Origin of the sequence: Levilactobacillus sp. FUA 3915, assembly GCF_044053135.1 — a bacterium.
Classification (GTDB): Bacteria; Bacillota; Bacilli; order Lactobacillales; family Lactobacillaceae; genus Levilactobacillus; species Levilactobacillus lanxiensis.
The window spans coordinates 1,280,172-1,295,590 of the sequence record NZ_CP168704.1 but is presented as its reverse complement, the minus strand read 5'-3'; the positions used below and the strand labels follow the sequence as shown (position 1 = coordinate 1,295,590).

At 48.6% G+C, this 15,419-nt stretch carries 15 protein-coding genes; 9 read left to right on the top strand and 6 right to left on the bottom strand.

Annotated elements, in window-relative coordinates:
* Positions 1-197 precede the first annotated feature (197 nt).
* Both ACEPST_RS06155 and ACEPST_RS06150 read left to right on the top strand, forming a co-directional pair.
* A complete protein-coding gene (locus ACEPST_RS06155) occupies positions 198-482 on the top strand; it encodes a hypothetical protein (RefSeq protein ID WP_395390575.1) in 285 nt (94 codons plus the stop codon).
* Positions 483-705: 223 nt separating this feature from the next.
* A complete protein-coding gene (locus ACEPST_RS06150; protein ID WP_204121976.1) occupies positions 706-2,607 on the top strand; it encodes a heavy metal translocating P-type ATPase in 1,902 nt (633 codons plus the stop codon).
* A 77-nt stretch (positions 2,608-2,684) separates the two neighbouring features.
* Here the strand turns inward: ACEPST_RS06150 and ACEPST_RS06145 are convergent, their stop codons facing one another.
* A complete protein-coding gene (locus ACEPST_RS06145) occupies positions 2,685-3,035 on the bottom strand; it encodes a hypothetical protein (protein WP_204121977.1) in 351 nt (116 codons plus the stop codon).
* 692 nt (positions 3,036-3,727) lie between these two features.
* Here ACEPST_RS06145 and ACEPST_RS06140 point away from each other — a divergent pair.
* Positions 3,728-4,621, top strand: a complete 894-nt coding sequence (locus ACEPST_RS06140; RefSeq protein ID WP_204122300.1) for an IS982 family transposase — start codon at positions 3,728-3,730, stop codon at positions 4,619-4,621.
* A 294-nt stretch (positions 4,622-4,915) separates the two neighbouring features.
* On the opposite strand, the gene ACEPST_RS06135 is transcribed toward ACEPST_RS06140, so the two are convergent.
* Positions 4,916-5,734 (bottom strand): Ig-like domain-containing protein, encoded by an 819-nt coding sequence (locus ACEPST_RS06135; protein WP_204122253.1) that lies wholly within the window; start codon positions 5,732-5,734, stop codon positions 4,916-4,918.
* A gap of 240 nt (positions 5,735-5,974) precedes the next feature.
* Here ACEPST_RS06135 and ACEPST_RS06130 point away from each other — a divergent pair, with 240 nt between their 5' ends.
* A complete protein-coding gene (locus ACEPST_RS06130; protein ID WP_204122254.1) occupies positions 5,975-6,817 on the top strand; it encodes an aldo/keto reductase in 843 nt (280 codons plus the stop codon).
* Between the two features lie 85 nt (positions 6,818-6,902).
* Here the strand turns inward: ACEPST_RS06130 and ACEPST_RS06125 are convergent, their stop codons facing one another.
* Positions 6,903-7,718, bottom strand: a complete 816-nt coding sequence (locus ACEPST_RS06125; protein ID WP_204122255.1) for an aminoglycoside N(3)-acetyltransferase — start codon at positions 7,716-7,718, stop codon at positions 6,903-6,905.
* A 452-nt stretch (positions 7,719-8,170) separates the two neighbouring features.
* Here ACEPST_RS06125 and zwf point away from each other — a divergent pair, with 452 nt between their 5' ends.
* Positions 8,171-9,658 carry a glucose-6-phosphate dehydrogenase gene (zwf, locus tag ACEPST_RS06120; RefSeq protein WP_204122256.1) on the top strand — a complete coding sequence of 496 codons (1,488 nt, stop codon included), beginning with the start codon at positions 8,171-8,173 and terminating at the stop codon, positions 9,656-9,658.
* Between the two features lie 73 nt (positions 9,659-9,731).
* Here zwf and ACEPST_RS06115 read toward each other — a convergent pair whose 3' ends face one another.
* Positions 9,732-10,484 carry an SDR family NAD(P)-dependent oxidoreductase gene (locus ACEPST_RS06115; protein WP_204122257.1) on the bottom strand — a complete coding sequence of 251 codons (753 nt, stop codon included), beginning with the start codon at positions 10,482-10,484 and terminating at the stop codon, positions 9,732-9,734.
* 84 nt (positions 10,485-10,568) lie between these two features.
* Between ACEPST_RS06115 and ACEPST_RS06110 the strand changes: the two genes are divergently transcribed.
* Positions 10,569-11,249, top strand: coding sequence for a Crp/Fnr family transcriptional regulator (locus ACEPST_RS06110; RefSeq protein ID WP_204122258.1), 681 nt, complete (start codon positions 10,569-10,571; stop codon positions 11,247-11,249).
* Positions 11,250-11,327: 78 nt separating this feature from the next.
* Here the strand turns inward: ACEPST_RS06110 and ACEPST_RS06105 are convergent, their stop codons facing one another.
* Entirely contained in the window at positions 11,328-11,765 is a 438-nt protein-coding gene (locus tag ACEPST_RS06105) for a GNAT family N-acetyltransferase (protein ID WP_204122259.1), read from the bottom strand.
* Between the two features lie 84 nt (positions 11,766-11,849).
* Here ACEPST_RS06105 and ACEPST_RS06100 point away from each other — a divergent pair, with 84 nt between their 5' ends.
* The 3 genes from ACEPST_RS06100 (at position 11,850) to ACEPST_RS06090 (ending at position 14,660) form a co-directional block, all read left to right on the top strand.
* Entirely contained in the window at positions 11,850-12,281 is a 432-nt protein-coding gene (locus ACEPST_RS06100; RefSeq protein ID WP_204122260.1) for a MarR family transcriptional regulator, read from the top strand.
* A gap of 153 nt (positions 12,282-12,434) precedes the next feature.
* Positions 12,435-13,877, top strand: a complete 1,443-nt coding sequence (gene gndA, locus ACEPST_RS06095; RefSeq protein ID WP_125765318.1) for an NADP-dependent phosphogluconate dehydrogenase — start codon at positions 12,435-12,437, stop codon at positions 13,875-13,877.
* A 159-nt stretch (positions 13,878-14,036) separates the two neighbouring features.
* The gene (locus ACEPST_RS06090; protein WP_204122261.1) at positions 14,037-14,660 is read left to right on the top strand and encodes a helix-turn-helix domain-containing protein; all 624 of its coding nucleotides are present in this window, start codon (positions 14,037-14,039) and stop codon (positions 14,658-14,660) included.
* 68 nt (positions 14,661-14,728) lie between these two features.
* On the opposite strand, the gene ACEPST_RS06085 is transcribed toward ACEPST_RS06090, so the two are convergent.
* A complete protein-coding gene (locus ACEPST_RS06085; RefSeq protein ID WP_204122262.1) occupies positions 14,729-15,313 on the bottom strand; it encodes a hypothetical protein in 585 nt (194 codons plus the stop codon).
* Between the last annotated feature and the right edge of the window lie 106 nt (positions 15,314-15,419).

Genomic DNA, 15,419 nt, shown 5'->3' with positions numbered 1-15,419 from the left:
GTCTCCAAAACTAACTCGCCCCAAGTCAATATCACACCGGGCACCCCATGCTGGCACCACCATCCCCGTCACACATCACTTACCACCCATCAAATTTCACTTACACCAAGTCCCACCCTGCGAGAAAGGGCGACTGTCAGCACACTGCGAGGTGCTGACAGCCGCCTTTTTATTTACCACGTAATATTTATTTTGTTATGCTAGCGAATTTCCATTTGACGACGGCATCCCCGCTTGTTAGCCTTAACCTAACTAACGCCACATCTAAGGAGGCTGTCGCCATCAAACGCAACCTACTAACCCTACTCGAGCTGTTTATCGCCGTGCTCATCACCTTCAAGCTCTTTGCGTGGCTCAGCAATCAGACTTTCACGCTAGGCGCTGGTTATTCGCTACTACTGAACCTCCTACTCCTGCTGGTTTTCTGCATCGTCACGTACGAGATCACGCGTTTCTTTGTGCGCCGGCTGCATAAAAAATAAATAGAGTCCCCCAAAGATATTGAAATAGGCTGTCAACGCCGTCATCACGCCGTTGACAGCCTATTTTTTCGCCCAAATTTTCCACGAATCCAAATAAATCCCAACTATTTCCCCCAACTTGATTCACATCAAGTTAATCCATCCCCATCGCAGGCATAATGAATACATAAACAAGGAACACAAAAACTTACTTAGGAATGATCAATAGAAAGGATGCTACCCCATGAAATTTCAACGTTTTATTTACAGTCACACCAACCCCATTACCTTCTGGTCTGCTGGCTTAATCATTCTCGGTTTCCTGAACACCTGGTTCACCAAGGTGCCTTACGTGACCGACGTCGCCTGGATCATCGCTTCCGTTATCGCCGCCGCCCCAATCGTTTTGCGGGCCATCAGCGCGTTGAAAGCCAAGGTCTTCAGTATTGAACTGCTGGTTGGGATCGCTGTCATCGGGGCGTTTGCCATCGGTGAATTTGAAGAATCAGCCATCGTGACCTTCCTCTTTCTCTTCGGGTCCTACCTCGAACAGAAGACGCTGGCCAAGACCCGGGGTGCCATCCAATCATTGACGGAAATGGCCCCAACGACCGCCCAACTGGTCAACGACGACGGCACGACTGAAGAAGTCGACGTCGATGACCTGGAAGAAGGCAACGTTGTGTTAGTCAAGGCCGGTGGCCAAGTCCCCGTCGATGGTAAAATCGTCGACGGCACGGGTTACGTCAACGAAGCCTCCATTACCGGTGAGTCTCGCCCCGTTAATAAGCAAAATGGGGACGGCGTTTACTCCGGTGCCATGGTTGAGAGTGGGACGTTAACCATTGAAGCTACTCAAGTTGGGGACGAAACGACTTTCTCCAAGATTATTGAACTGGTCGAAGAAGCCCAAGATACCAAGTCTCCCGCTGAAAAGTTTATTGATAAATTTGCGCAATACTACACGCCCGCCGTTCTGGTCATCGCCATTCTGGTCTACGTCTTCTCGCAAGATTTACGGTTAGCCATCACCGTCTTGGTTCTCGGTTGCCCTGGGGCCCTGGTTATCGGCGCGCCCGTTTCTAACGTGGCTGGTATCGGTAACGGTGCTAAAAACGGGATTCTGATCAAGGGTGGCGACGTGGTCGAAAGTCTCGCCAAGGTTGATACCATCGTCTTTGATAAGACTGGGACGCTGACCACTGGTAAGATGACCGTCGCCGGTTTGAAGCAATACACGAACGACCAATCCCTCTTAGCCGGGGTTGCTCAAGTCGAAAAAACTTCTGATCACCCTCTGGCCCAGGCCATTGTGGCGCACTTAGACGCTCACCTCGATGCCAACGCCGCTGCCATTGAAACGGAAACCCTCAAGGGCCGTGGGATGGTCGGTAACTGGCACGACGACAGTCTCTACGTCGGAAACGCCGCCTTACTGAAAGACAACGGCATTGATTTGACCGCTGATCAATTAACCGACTTACACGAAATGCAAGATGAGGGTCAATCCACTGTCTTAGTCGGCTACCAAGGTCAACTCGCCTTCATCCTGGGCGTTGCCGATACGGTTCGTCCCGAGGTACCCGCTGCTTTAGCCGCTCTGAAACGCCAAGGCATCAAGCACCTGGTTATGTTGACCGGTGACAACCAAGCCACCGCCTCCGCCGTTGCTGAATCCTTAGGCATCGATGAAGTCCACGCCGACTTACTGCCAACCGACAAGGTTACCTTTGTGAAGAAGTTCCAAGACATGGGTCGCAACGTCGCCTTCGTTGGAGACGGCATCAACGACAGTCCTTCCTTAGCCACTGCTAGTGTCGGCATCGCCATGGGTGGTGGGACCGACGTCGCTATCGAAACGGCCGACGTGGTCCTGATGCAATCTAGCTTTACCGCTCTGAATCACGCGGTCGGTTTAGCCAAGAAGACTTCTGCCAACACCAAGGAAAACATCACCATCGCCATCTTGACGGTCGCCTTCCTGCTTATTGGCCTGGTTTACGGTTACATCTACATGGCCAGTGGGATGTTCGTCCACGAAGCCTCCATCCTGGTTGTTATCTTCAACGCGATGCGCCTGATTGGGTACAAGCCTCGCGGTAAGAAGGACGCCCAACCCGTTGCCCAACAATTAGCCACGAACTAAATCATTGGTAAATGAAAAGCGCTAGGTCACTGACGACCTGGCGCTTTTCTTATGTGATAAATAATTCCATATTCACTTTAAACTTTATTGGCGTAGCATTTCAGCCCGCAGCCGACACCCAGATACACCAGGTAGCCGCCAATCAACGGGCTCAACCCCGTTCCGACCAGCAAGGCGTAACCGCTCATACTGATGAAGCCCAGCAGACCACTCAGACAGGTGATGCCTCGAAAGCGGATCCAGAACAGGCTAAGCGCAAAGATGATGGTCGCCGCGGCAGTTAATTCCCAGAGTACAAGCTCATTTGTAGCGGCATCCCCGTACGTGAGCGCCATCGTGTTGACCATGTCGCCCCACGCCAGGTATATTGCGATTCCGATGCCCACAACGCCGAGACCAATCAAACTTATTTTCAGTCTATGTTGCACGTCACCGTTCCCCCTTTGAACGACTGAATCCGTGGTTCACTCCCCAGTGGCACCGGATTCAGACACTTTGTGAATTCTCTGTATCATTAAGTATTCTAGTCGTTTAGGGCCGGTTAAACAAGTCGGTGCCGGGAACTGTAATCAACTATTTGTGTCCCTCCAGGCTAGTGAAAATTGAGCCAGAACACTACATTTTGATAGATTACCCTCTAGGTTGCTAGTTTTAATGGCTTTTAATAGTGAAAAACTATATCATTTGAGTTGGGTTATTTTATTTGAACGGGGAGGATTTAGGTTATGATAAACCGTCTTTTTTATAAGGAGTTTAGTTTTTGGGGTGGTATTATCCTGATTATTTTAGACAATACTGTCTTATCAGATTTATTCACAGGTCAATTTTTCACCGCTACATTTTGGACAACTGCTTCAAAAGTCGAACAGATTATTTTTTTGGTCCTTGGAATTTTACTTATCATTAAGAGTTTATTCTATGTAACGAGTAAGCCTCGACAAAGAAGATAGTTCTTATACCAATTCCATAGATGAAAATTAAATATCATGAATATTGGTAACGCGTAGTGCTAGTCATGTAATATTTATTGGATAGAATCTTGAATCAAATCAAATAGTATGCAAAAAGCCCGCATTTGCGGTAGCTTCTAAGGTGACTAAACCAGAAAGAAGAACCGTAAATGCAAGGCCTCCTTAAAACTATCCCAAAATTCAATTTAATTCAAGAGACTATCCAGAAATTCATCAAAATTATCACACCTGTTTACCAACTTTTGCCAAAATATATTCGTTTCCGTCAAAATTACAAACAGCTAAAAGTCAGTGATATCACTATTATCGCCTGCATGCTTACGCGAATAGACTTACGGGACCCATCAGAAACGCACTTCCACCAAACTTTGATGGCAGCAGGAATTATCGTCCCAGAACGTAGCCGTTACAACCGCCGGTGCCGAAATCTTCTTCAAATAATGAAGCTGATTCGCTGGCAATTATTGAAGCAATATCGTCACAGCACTACCTATGAAATCATTGATAGTGCACCAATCACTTTAGTCTCAGCAAGGCGTAGTAATCAAGCTAGGGTCTTACGAGGTGTTGCCGATAAAGGTTTTAACGCCACCAAACAGTTATATTATTACGGATTCAAACTACACGCGGTCATGGATAATAATGGATATTTCGTGAACTGGGAACTAACAGCGGCCAACGTTGATGATCGAAAGCCAGTCGAAGAATTATTGCGAGAAGTCCCAGCACGTCAGGTTCTAGCGGACGGCGGCTATCTTAGCCGTCCCCTTCAGCAACGGCTGAAAACGCAAGGAATCAACTTCTGGTTCCCACTACGAAAGAACATGCGTGACTCAGGCCACGTTAACTCTTCGTTTTTAAAGAATCAACGGCGCCACATTGAGACTGGTTTTAATAATCTCAATACGGTAGGCCACTTTGAACATCCAGGAACCGGTACGCTAATCGGCTTAGGCAGCCGATTAGCAGCACTGTTCTTGTGGAATACACTCAAAGTTCATAGTAATCTGGTTCGTGGCCGAAGTGGATTGCGAATAGACTAGCACTACGCGTTATTGGTATTTAATTTCTAATTCTGAATCAGAACGATTTAGTATAATAGAGAACCATTAGCTATTTATCAGCCGAGCAACATATCATTCAATGATTTAAACAGTAAAAGGCTCTGGCTGAATTGCCAGAGCCTTTTACTGCCTACCCGATGGAAACTATACTAAAGTCTTAACCCCGACGACTGCACAATAGTAAATAGAAGCAACTTCCCACCAAACTAATCAAGTAGCTACAAAAAACGACCCCATCGCATTGATGAGGTCGTCAATTTATTTAGTCATTAATTACTTCGTGAAAGTCCACTTAGCAGCTGGAGCAACGCCGGCCTTAACGGCAACGACTTGGTTCTTGCTGTTAACAAGCTTAAAGGTCTTGGCAGACGTGAAACGCAGGTAGAGCGTTTGCGCAGTCTTGGAACCCTTAGGGGTGTAGTTGATCTTCCAGAACGTTGGGGTCTTAGCATCTACGCTGTACTTAGCGTAAGAAACTAAGGTCTTAACCTTCTTACCGTTCTTGTAAAGCGTTTGGTTAAAACCGGTCTTTTGGCTGAAGACGATCTTTTGAGAATACTTGTTAGCCGTGTTGGACTTCCAAGTACCAGTAGGCGTCTTCACACCGTAGTTGGCAACCTTCTTGGTAGAAGTCGTCGTGGTCTTAGCCGTGGTCGTCTTCTTGGTTGACGTGGTCTTCTTAGTAGAAGTCGTCTTCGTGGTCGTTGCAGCCTTAGTCGCAGCGGCTTGGACGCGGATGATCCGGTAGAAAGAAGTCTTCGTCTTAGGGTTCGTTGCGTAAACGTAAACGTTCGCGTTCTTCTTCAACTTCTTGGACAGCTTGATGCTGTACTTACCAGTCGTCTTAGAAGCAGTCCCACTAGCCAAGTTCTTCTTAGCGTTCTTGGTCGCCTTAACGGTAACCTTAGAACCCTTCGTAGCAGTCCCCGAAACTTTAGCAGATGACGTGTAAACAGCGTTAACGCTCAAGCTAGGACCAACATGCGTCGTTGCGGCGTGAGCAGTCGTTGGTGTCACAGCGGCAGCGGGTGCAACGGCTCCCAGAGTAGCTAAGGTAACCAGTCCGGTCATAGCAACCATAAATTTTTTCATTATATCCTGACCCCTATTCTACCGGCATTCTCGCGCCGGTATTTAATTTTTTAACCGACTAGTAGTATAACAGATTTTATGGTAAAAAGGTCTAAAATCGAACAGGAGTTTAGACTTTTTTAACGTCCCTTAAAATTAACTTGATTCACCATTTTTCCGAGGCGAAATGTTTGCGATTGTATTGGTAAAAGACTAACTTATTGTGCATAACCATATTCTAAAAATTAAGGTGGATCTCTAATGGAAAAAACATTTAAATTTGACGACGAGTTAACCGTTAATCGCTTAGGCTACGGCACCATGCAGCTGACCGGTGACGGCGTCTGGGGCCCCGTGCCGGATCCCGATAACGCGGTCAAGGTCATTGAAACGGCCATCGATCATGGCGTGAACTTCATCGATACCGCCGATGCTTACGGTCCCTTCTACGCCAACCTGTACCTGCGTCAGGCCCTGCAAAACCGGCCCGACAGCCATGTGATGGTTGCCACCAAGGTTGGCCAAACGCGGCAAGGGCCGAACCTGTGGACCCCAACCGGTGTGCCAGCCTACCTCCGTCAGCAGGTCGAACTGAACCTGTTTACCCTAGGCCTCGACCATCTTGATTTACTCCAATTACACCGCATCGACCCCAACGTGCCATTTGCCGACCAAATTGGGGAGCTGAAGGCCTTACAGGACGAGGGCAAGATCAAACACATTGGCTTGAGTCAGGTCTCCGTCGACCAACTCAAGGAAGCCGAAAAAATTGCGCCAATCGCTTCCGTTCAAAACATGTACAACCTCAGTAATCGCCAGGATGAAGACGTGCTGAACTACGCCGACGCCCACCACATCGCCTTCATTCCGTGGTTCCCGTTAGCGACCGGCAAGCTCATCGACAACCCAACGCTGACCAATATCGCACAGAAATACGACGCGTCTCCCGCTCAGATTGCCTTAGCCTGGCTGCTGAAGCGCTCGGACGTCATCTTACCAATTCCTGGAACCAAGTCCAGCGAACACGAATTACAAAACATTCACGGCCAAGACATTGACCTGAGCCAAACAGACTTTGACGCTTTGAAGGCGTTGGCTAACTAAGTGTTAACTTCAAAAAGACAGGCACCGCTAGGACTATCCTCGAGATAGCGTTAGCGGTGCCTGTCTTCATTTCTATAATCACTACCTATTTAGCGGCTAAATCTTTCTCCCGGTAATAGGTACGCGCAAAATCGACCAGGGCTCGCATCGACATGACCCGAGCCAAGTGCCCGTCACCAATGGGTTCTTCGTGGACGACGTCTGGCTGTGCGGCCATGAATGCGGCGCCCATTTCATTGAAATCATCGTAGGGTTCCAGCGGTGCCATGGCAAAGGAGACCCACTGTGGCTTGCCGTCGACGCTGATGGGCGCCCGTTCCAGGTGGGTTGGTCGACCAATCGTGGAATCCGCCAGGTGAATCGCTGTGGCATTCTCAAATGGTGTCCCCAGGCACACGACCTTGGCGTCCAAGTCATAGAGTTTCTGGAGGGGCCCCAGTTCACCAAATGGCACGTCCAAGGTCGGCGTCTCACAGATTTTCTCGGCATCACGACCCCAGGCGGTCATCGAACAGGTTGGGTGATTGCTCCGATGGGTGTCCGGTAACGTCCGAAAATATTCCGGCATTAAGCCAATCATGTGACAGGGTGTTTGCTCCCGGTCAAAGGCTGGCATGCCGGCAATGACCTTGGCCTGCAAGTCGGCACGAACGGGCGGATTTTCCCAATCGACCGGGTCAGACCAATCCGCTGACTGCGCGGGCATGGCAATATTGCCGTCCCACAGCGTCGCTTTTAATGTAGTCACCAACGTCTGCTCCCCGCCCGGAATGAACCCAAAGGCACTGAGCGCCGTGTGAACCAGACAGGTGTCCGTGGACTCGAGCCCCAGCTTCATAAATAACTGGCGCAGGTCGTCCGCCGTGGTTACCGTCTGGATTTCTCGTTGATTCCAACTCATGGCAATCCCTCTTTTCTAATGGATTCAGTGTACCATGATTTTGCCCCAAAATTTTTCACAAATTCGCGTCGTCTCACGTTACTATCGAACCCGTTTCTGATAGACTACAAGTGGCAGCGATTTCACAAAAGGGCTAAGCGAAAGTCGCTTCCATGCTAATTCGTCGTAAATATTATCGTTTTCATGAAAACGTCAAATCGATGAAAACGTTGATTTTACGCAATTGCAACCGGTTGTCCAAATTTTAAATTCTTGCTTTAAAAAGGTCGCGTTTCATGGCAAAGAAGCGTATAATACATTTTTGAAGTGGTCTAGACATCGTTTAGATCATTGCGGACCCGGGGCGGCATTGCTCACCGCTCACGGATAGCCGACAGCATTGCTAACTGTTTCTCATATTTATTGTAGATACGACTCATATAACGAACTTACACTTAAGGAGTGACAATCTCGTGGCAACTGAACGCACAGCTTTATTCATGTTCTTCGGGGCTACCGGTGACTTAGCTTACCGGAAACTTTACCCTAGTCTGTTTAACCTTTACAAAAAAGGCAGTTTACGGACACACTTCGCCGTTATCGGGACTTCCCGTCAAACGCTTGATGATGACAAATTCCGTGTCGCAGTTAAGAAGTCTTTAGCTGACAGCGGTAACCGCGCCGACTCAAAAGAAGCCAGCGACTTTATTTCTCATTTCTACTACCAAGCTCACGACGTTACCGACACGGCGCACTACTCCGTCTTGAAGGACGCTGCTGAAAAGCTGGACAAGAAGTACAAGTTACAAGGTAACCGAATCTTCTATCTGTCTATGGCCCCACAATTCTTCGGCACGATTGCTAAAGACTTAAAGGCGCAAGGCTTGATGTCCACCAACAAAGACGCCTTCAACCGGTTGGTTATTGAAAAGCCATTCGGCCGCGACTTTGACTCCGCTAAGCAGTTAAACGATGCCTTAAGCAACTCCTTCGAGGAAGAACAAATCTTCCGGATTGACCATTACTTAGGTAAGGAAATGATCCAAAACATCGAAGCTTTGCGCTTTGGGAACACGCTGGTTGAATCTCTGTGGAACAACCGGTACATTGACAACATCCAAGTGACCCTTTCTGAAAAGTTAGGGGTTGAAGAACGGGCTTCATACTACGACAACAGTGGGGCTTTACGTGATATGGTCCAAAACCATATCATGCAAATCGTTTCCCTGTTAGCCATGGAACAACCCGTTGCCTTCACGGACGTTGATATCCGTGCTGAAAAGGTCAAAGCTTTACGGAGCCTGCGCGTGTACAACGTCGCTGACGCCGCAACCAACTTTGTCCGTGGCCAATACGGCTCCGTTGACAACCAACCAGACTACCGTCATGAAGACAATGTTCCAGCTGATTCTACGACTGAAACCTTCGTTGCCGGCAAGCTGTTGTTCGACAACTACCGTTGGTCCGGTACCCCATTCTACGTGCGGACTGGTAAGATGTTGGCTGACAAGTTCACCCGAGTTGACGTGGTCTTCAAGCGTCCACTGGTTGATATCTTTGCCTTCCCACAATCTCAAAACACGCCATTGGCTGCCAACGTTTTGACGATCTTCGTTGAACCACACGCAGGGTTCTCTCTTCAATTGAACGCCAAAACCAACGACGCTGGCTTCTCAACGGAACCAATCAAGTTGGATTACTTGGTTGATGCTGAAAAGTCTAAGGAAACGCCAGAACCTTACGAACGTCTGTTACACGACGTCTTGAAAGGTGACGGGACTAACTTCTCAAGTTGGCCAGAAGTTTCCTACGCTTGGAAGTTCGTGGATCAAATCCGTCGTGTTTGGGACTTACAAGCACCTAACTTCCCTAACTACACGCCACATTCAATGGGACCAGCCGCCGCTGAAGAATTAATTCAACGCGACCACCGTGAATGGATCTACCGTTTAAACAACTAATTTATAATTAAGCAAAAGCGCTGACTGCCAGGAATCTGGTAATCAGCGCTTTTTTTGTTGTGACCGATTCGTTTTATAAATCCAGAATACCCAAACCCTTAAACTCAGCGTAACCATCGTCGGCCATGACCACGCTCCCATTAATGGCTGCGGCCTCCGGCAAGGTCATCAGCCAAATAGCGCCAGCTAATTCTGCGGTAGTGATCAGGCGGCCCTTCATCAATAGCTTCGATCCGTAAGCCCGGGCCTTGTCCGGCACCATCCCCGTGTCAACCCAACCGGGCGCCACACAGACGACCCGGATACCAAAGGGACTGAGTTCACGGGCCAAGGCCTTGGTGAACATGTGCACGCCACCCTTGGATGCGTGGTAGGCGATTGATTCGTGGTTCGCCATGACACCGTCGATTGAGCCGACGTTAACGATGGTGCCACTCCCCTGTTCTTTCATGACCCGGGCAACGGCTTGAGCCATGTAAATGGTTCCCATCAGATTGATTTGAATCGTCCGTTCAACGTTGTCCAAATCGGCATCGGTCAAATCAACTTCCTTGGCCAGAATGCCCGCCACGTTGGCCAACACATCAATCCGACCATACTGCTTCACCACTGCCGCGACGGTTTCAGCGACGGCATCCCGGTCGGCAACGTTACAACTCACCACGTTGAAATGTTTTTCTCCAATTTGTGCTTTAGCAGCGGCAACTTTTTCTGCTGAATCCACGCTAGCCGCAACGACCTCATAACCTTCTTGGACAAATTTTTGCGCTGTTGCTAACCCAATACCACTGGTCCCACCGGTAATAATGGCCACTTGTTTTGTCATGACGAATTCCTCCTTGAGTACGTTTGTTAGGGTCATTTTAAGCTATAATTGAAAGCGCTTATACATCAAATGAGGTGGTTGCCAATGCTCAAAATCCCTGAATATTACTCAGAAGGTATCTTTACTCCCTTTGCGGCTAAGTTAACGGCGGGGCGAACTCCGCAGACCTTTCAAGCCAACGACCAACTGGTCACCATTGGCGAATTCATGAGTCGTAGTTTTTATATTCATCGTGGCGTCCTGCGTTTCTACATTTTGGATGCCGAAACGGGTCGTGAAAAAACGGAATGGTTCATCGGTCCCGGTGACTTATTCCCCCTGTATAGTCCGCTTGAGCGGCAATATCGTATGGAACGCGACGCCTTTCTAGTCAAGGCTCAGACGGATGTGGTGGTCACGCCGTTGTCGCAGCAGTTTTTGGCATCCCAACTGGCTGACACCGACTTCGCCAAGGCCATGCTGCGACAATACGCCGACTTCAGCAATATTTTGCTCTATGACGCTGTGATTTTGGCGTCGCAGGACAGTCAGACCAAGGTCTGCAACTACCTGTATCAGTACGAAAAGCTGCTGAAACCCCACGGCATCGTTCTCACCCAGGAAGCCATGGCTAGCAACGTTGGCGTTCCTTTATTAACGTTCACTCGGGTACTGCAAAAACTGCGGGAAAAGGGAATCGTGACTACGGCCCGCAAATCGTTGACGATTGTGGATTGGCCAGGGTTGGTGCGGCTCTGCAGTCCGGAGTTGTTGGCAGAAAATTAATCTTTGGCAGTAAAAAAGGACTATAGCTCTCACTATAATCCCCGTTTGATGCGTCGTGGCTTGGATTTATTTCGGACCTTAGATTCCTGCCTTCGTCATCTGAATATGCGGCGTCCCATGGAAATTAAACACGGTACCCGTCGCGGTGTAGCCAAACTTCTCGTAGAAATGCTGCTTATCAATCTGAGCCTCAATGCTGATAGGTTGCAACGCAAAGTTAGCGTGCAGGTCCGCTTCGATGTGGTCGACCAGTTGTCGACCCAGTCCCGTCCCCCGACGCTCTGGAATCGTCAGGACCCTGCCAAACGTGACGTGGTCATCCTCCTCGAAGACCCGCGCGTAGGCGACCAATTGGTTTCCGTCATACCCCAGCACGTGGTGGGCCACGGGATCAATATCATCAATTTCTTGATAGACCCGGTCTTGCGCGATAACGAACGTGCGAATACGTTCATATGCAATCTTATATAAATCAGTTGTCGACAGCTCATTAAACCATTTAGTTTGCCATTCCAAGTCAATTATCTTCTCTCTGTGTTATACTATTTTTAAATAGTATCGGTCATTTTAATTGCAAATGCAACTATAGAAGGAGAAAATATGGCAAATTCTTTTCGCAGCATCGGCTTGATTGCCCGTGTGACGGCAACCATGGGAAACCAACTTTTTCAAGCTGACGATCTCGCTAACAATCAATTCATCTATCTTCTACGGATCACGGAACAGCCAGGGATCACCCAGACCGAGTTGGCTAGCCAACTTCACGTTGACCCCTCCACCTGTCTACGAACTGTGCGCAAGCTTATCACGAGTGGCTATGTCAGTCGTGAGACCGATGACGCCAATAAGAAACGCCGACCCCTAGTCGCCACGTCTAAGGGCATGGCAATGGCACCCGCGCTTGAAGCCTATGAGCAACACGTCCTGGCCATCGGCACCGCCGGTTTATCTACCGGTGAGGCCGCCCTGCTCGAAGAATTGCTGGCCAAGGTTGCGACGAACATGCGTGATTTCCAGGAAAAGCGTTCCTAGACCGCGTACTGTTACCATTTTGCGCGACTGTTTTGAAACCTGAGTGATTTTTTCACCCATTTCCAGTCAAATCAGTTTCCTTTCAAATTGTTCAATGCTACACTAGCTGGTGGAAAGTCGTTACTAATTTTGAAACAAAAAGGAAGGTTACTAATGGCAGATCAAAAAGCAAATATTGGTGTAGTTGGTATGGCAGTCATGGGCAAGAACTTAGCCCTGAACATCGAAAGTCGCGGGTACACGGTCGGAATCTTTAACCGTTCCGCAAACAAGACTGAACAAGTCATGAAGGACCACAGCGAAAAGAAACTGGTTCCAAGTTACACGGTTGAAGACTTTGTTAAATCTTTGGAAACGCCACGGCGGATTCTCTTGATGGTTAAGGCTGGAAAGCCAACTGACGCCGTTATTCACGAACTGTTACCATTGCTTGATAAGGGTGACGTGCTGATTGATGGTGGGAACACGAACTTCCATGACACCATGGCACGGAACGCTGAACTGGACAAGTCCGGCATCAACTTCATTGGTATGGGTGTGTCCGGTGGTGAATTAGGGGCCTTACAAGGACCTTCACTGATGCCCGGCGGCCAAAAGGAAGCTTATGATCTCGTTGAACCTATCTTAACTAAAATTGCGGCTAAGGCGCCTCAAGACGGCAAGCCATGTGTCACTTACATTGGGCCTAACGGTGCCGGCCACTACGTTAAGATGGTCCACAACGGTATCGAATACGGTGATGAAGAGCTGATCGATGAAAGCTACAACATCATGCGTAACGTTGCCGGAATCTCCGTTGACGACATGGCTGATATCTTTAAGGAATGGAACAAGGGTGAACTCGATAGCTACTTGGTCGAAATCACTGCTGACATCCTTTCCCGTAAGGATGACTTAGGCGACGACAAGAACTTGCCAATCGTTGATGCCATCAAGGACCGTGGGAACAACAAAGGGACTGGTAAGTGGAGTTCCGAAGATGCCCTCGATGTTCAAGTTCCACAATCCGTGATTACGGAAGCCGTTTATGCTCGTTACATTTCCATGTTAAAGGACGAACGGGTCAAGGCTTCTAAGGAATTGCCAGCTGCAGCTAAGCAGGGCAAGGCCGAAATCGCTGACAAGGACAAGTTCGTTGAAGAAGTTCGTCAAGCCCTCTTCTTTGGTAAGCTGATGAGTTACGCCCAAGGCTTTGAACAACTGCGGTTCGCTTCTGAAGCTAACGATTGGGACCTGAAGTTTGGTGAATTAGCACAGATTTGGCGTGGCGGTTGCATTATCCGGGCCCAATTCCTGCAAAATATCACCGATGCCTTCGACAAGGATCCTAAGTTGACCAACCTGCTGTTCGATAGCTACTTCAAGGATATCGCCGGTAAGTATCAACAATCCATCCGTGACGTGGTTGCCATGGCCGTTCAAGCCGGCATCCCCGTTCCTAGTTTGTCCGCTGCTATCACTTACTACGATAGCTTCCGTGCAGAAGTTCTGCCTGCTAACTTGTTACAAGCACAACGGGATTACTTCGGTGCCCACACCTACGAACGGAACGACCGCGATGGGAACTTCCATTACAGCTGGTACGAAGAACAATAAATTTAATTTTAAATTGATTTTGAAGACTCACGGTCGTTTTGGTCGTGAGTTTTTTATTTGAGTAGAAACGCCGTCATATCAGCGTTGCAGAGAACCTTTGCTAGACACTTCTCCCCACCTATGCCTATACTAGACCCATCAGTTAGAGGAGGCACCACCATGGAATTCGGGGAAAGAATTAAACGCACACGGCAACATCAAGATTTAACACAAGAAACCGTCGCGAAGAATTTACACGTCACGCGACAAACCATTTCCAGTTGGGAACGCGGCAAAAGCTATCCCGACATCGATAGTCTGATTCAACTAAGCGATTATTTTCAGATTTCCTTAGATACACTGCTCAAGAACGATACCGGGCTGACCGATACACTACGGAAGCCTGTCGTTCTCCAATCGATTAAACCCGTCATTAAAACACTCACCATCGTTGATATTCTCTTTTTGATTGGCCTGAGCTTTTCGCACCAGACCTTTATTAGTCAGGACCTATTCTACCTAATGGGCATGATCAACATCTTGGCGTTAAACCAATTAACGGTCTTCGCAAATAGTTTGGATAACGTTAATCCGTATATCGCGTGGACGAAACGGCGGCCATGGATTTTGCTGGTTACCCTCGGTAGCGCAGTGGCTGCACTGATTCTAAAATTCACCGGCAACGTCCCACTCGCTAGCGACTTCACCTTCCTCGCAACCATCACCGCGATTATCCTGGTTTCTGCCGAATTTTCCTTTTGGCATAAGCGCGCCGGCGCCAATCAACTCGATCAATTACCTTAATTTACTCACAGACGGCCAGGGCTAACATTGCCCTGACCTTTTTTGTTGGCCATCCCCCTAAACAAGCTTCAGTCAAAGATGCCGATCGAGTGCAGATACTGCCGACTGATTTTCGTGTACTTGATAACGGGATGCTTTCCGTGCAGGCGTGAGTGGGTCGCCAAAGGATGATCGTTAAATCCCTGGGTGCTGCCCACCCCTTGGAAGAACAGCGTGTTCCGTCCCTTCAACGCATATCGACCGGTGGCATATAGTTTGCCGTCTGCAGTCGACAACAGTGCATGCAACTGCCAATGATTGCGGTTGATTTGGTACAGCGTATTGGTCTTATTGGCACGTAACTTTGTGGCAATTGGGTTCCCCGGATTCAGATTCAACCCACTGAACGTTTGCAGGCCTAATTTCATGGTCTTGCGAGAAATCACACTGCCGTCAATATGGTTGACGGTCACATGCAAATAAACCAGGTCACTGGCATGGCGATGGGTCGTTTTGGTGCCATAGGTATACCAGTACCCGCGTAAGGCCTTAGGCGTGCTAGCTAGTTGCCGGTGCGCCGCGTAAACTGGCGTCGAGAAGAGTTGCACCCAAATTGTCGCCAACATTAAACCTAAAATAATTCCCATCACTTGCTTTGCTCGACCGTTCGCCATCCGCTTCGCCCCCGATACTATTTTCTAAAGTATCGCTGACGCACCCTGAATTGTCAATCAAGAACTGCAAAAGAATGGTTATGACGACGGTTCCATAAATACCCTC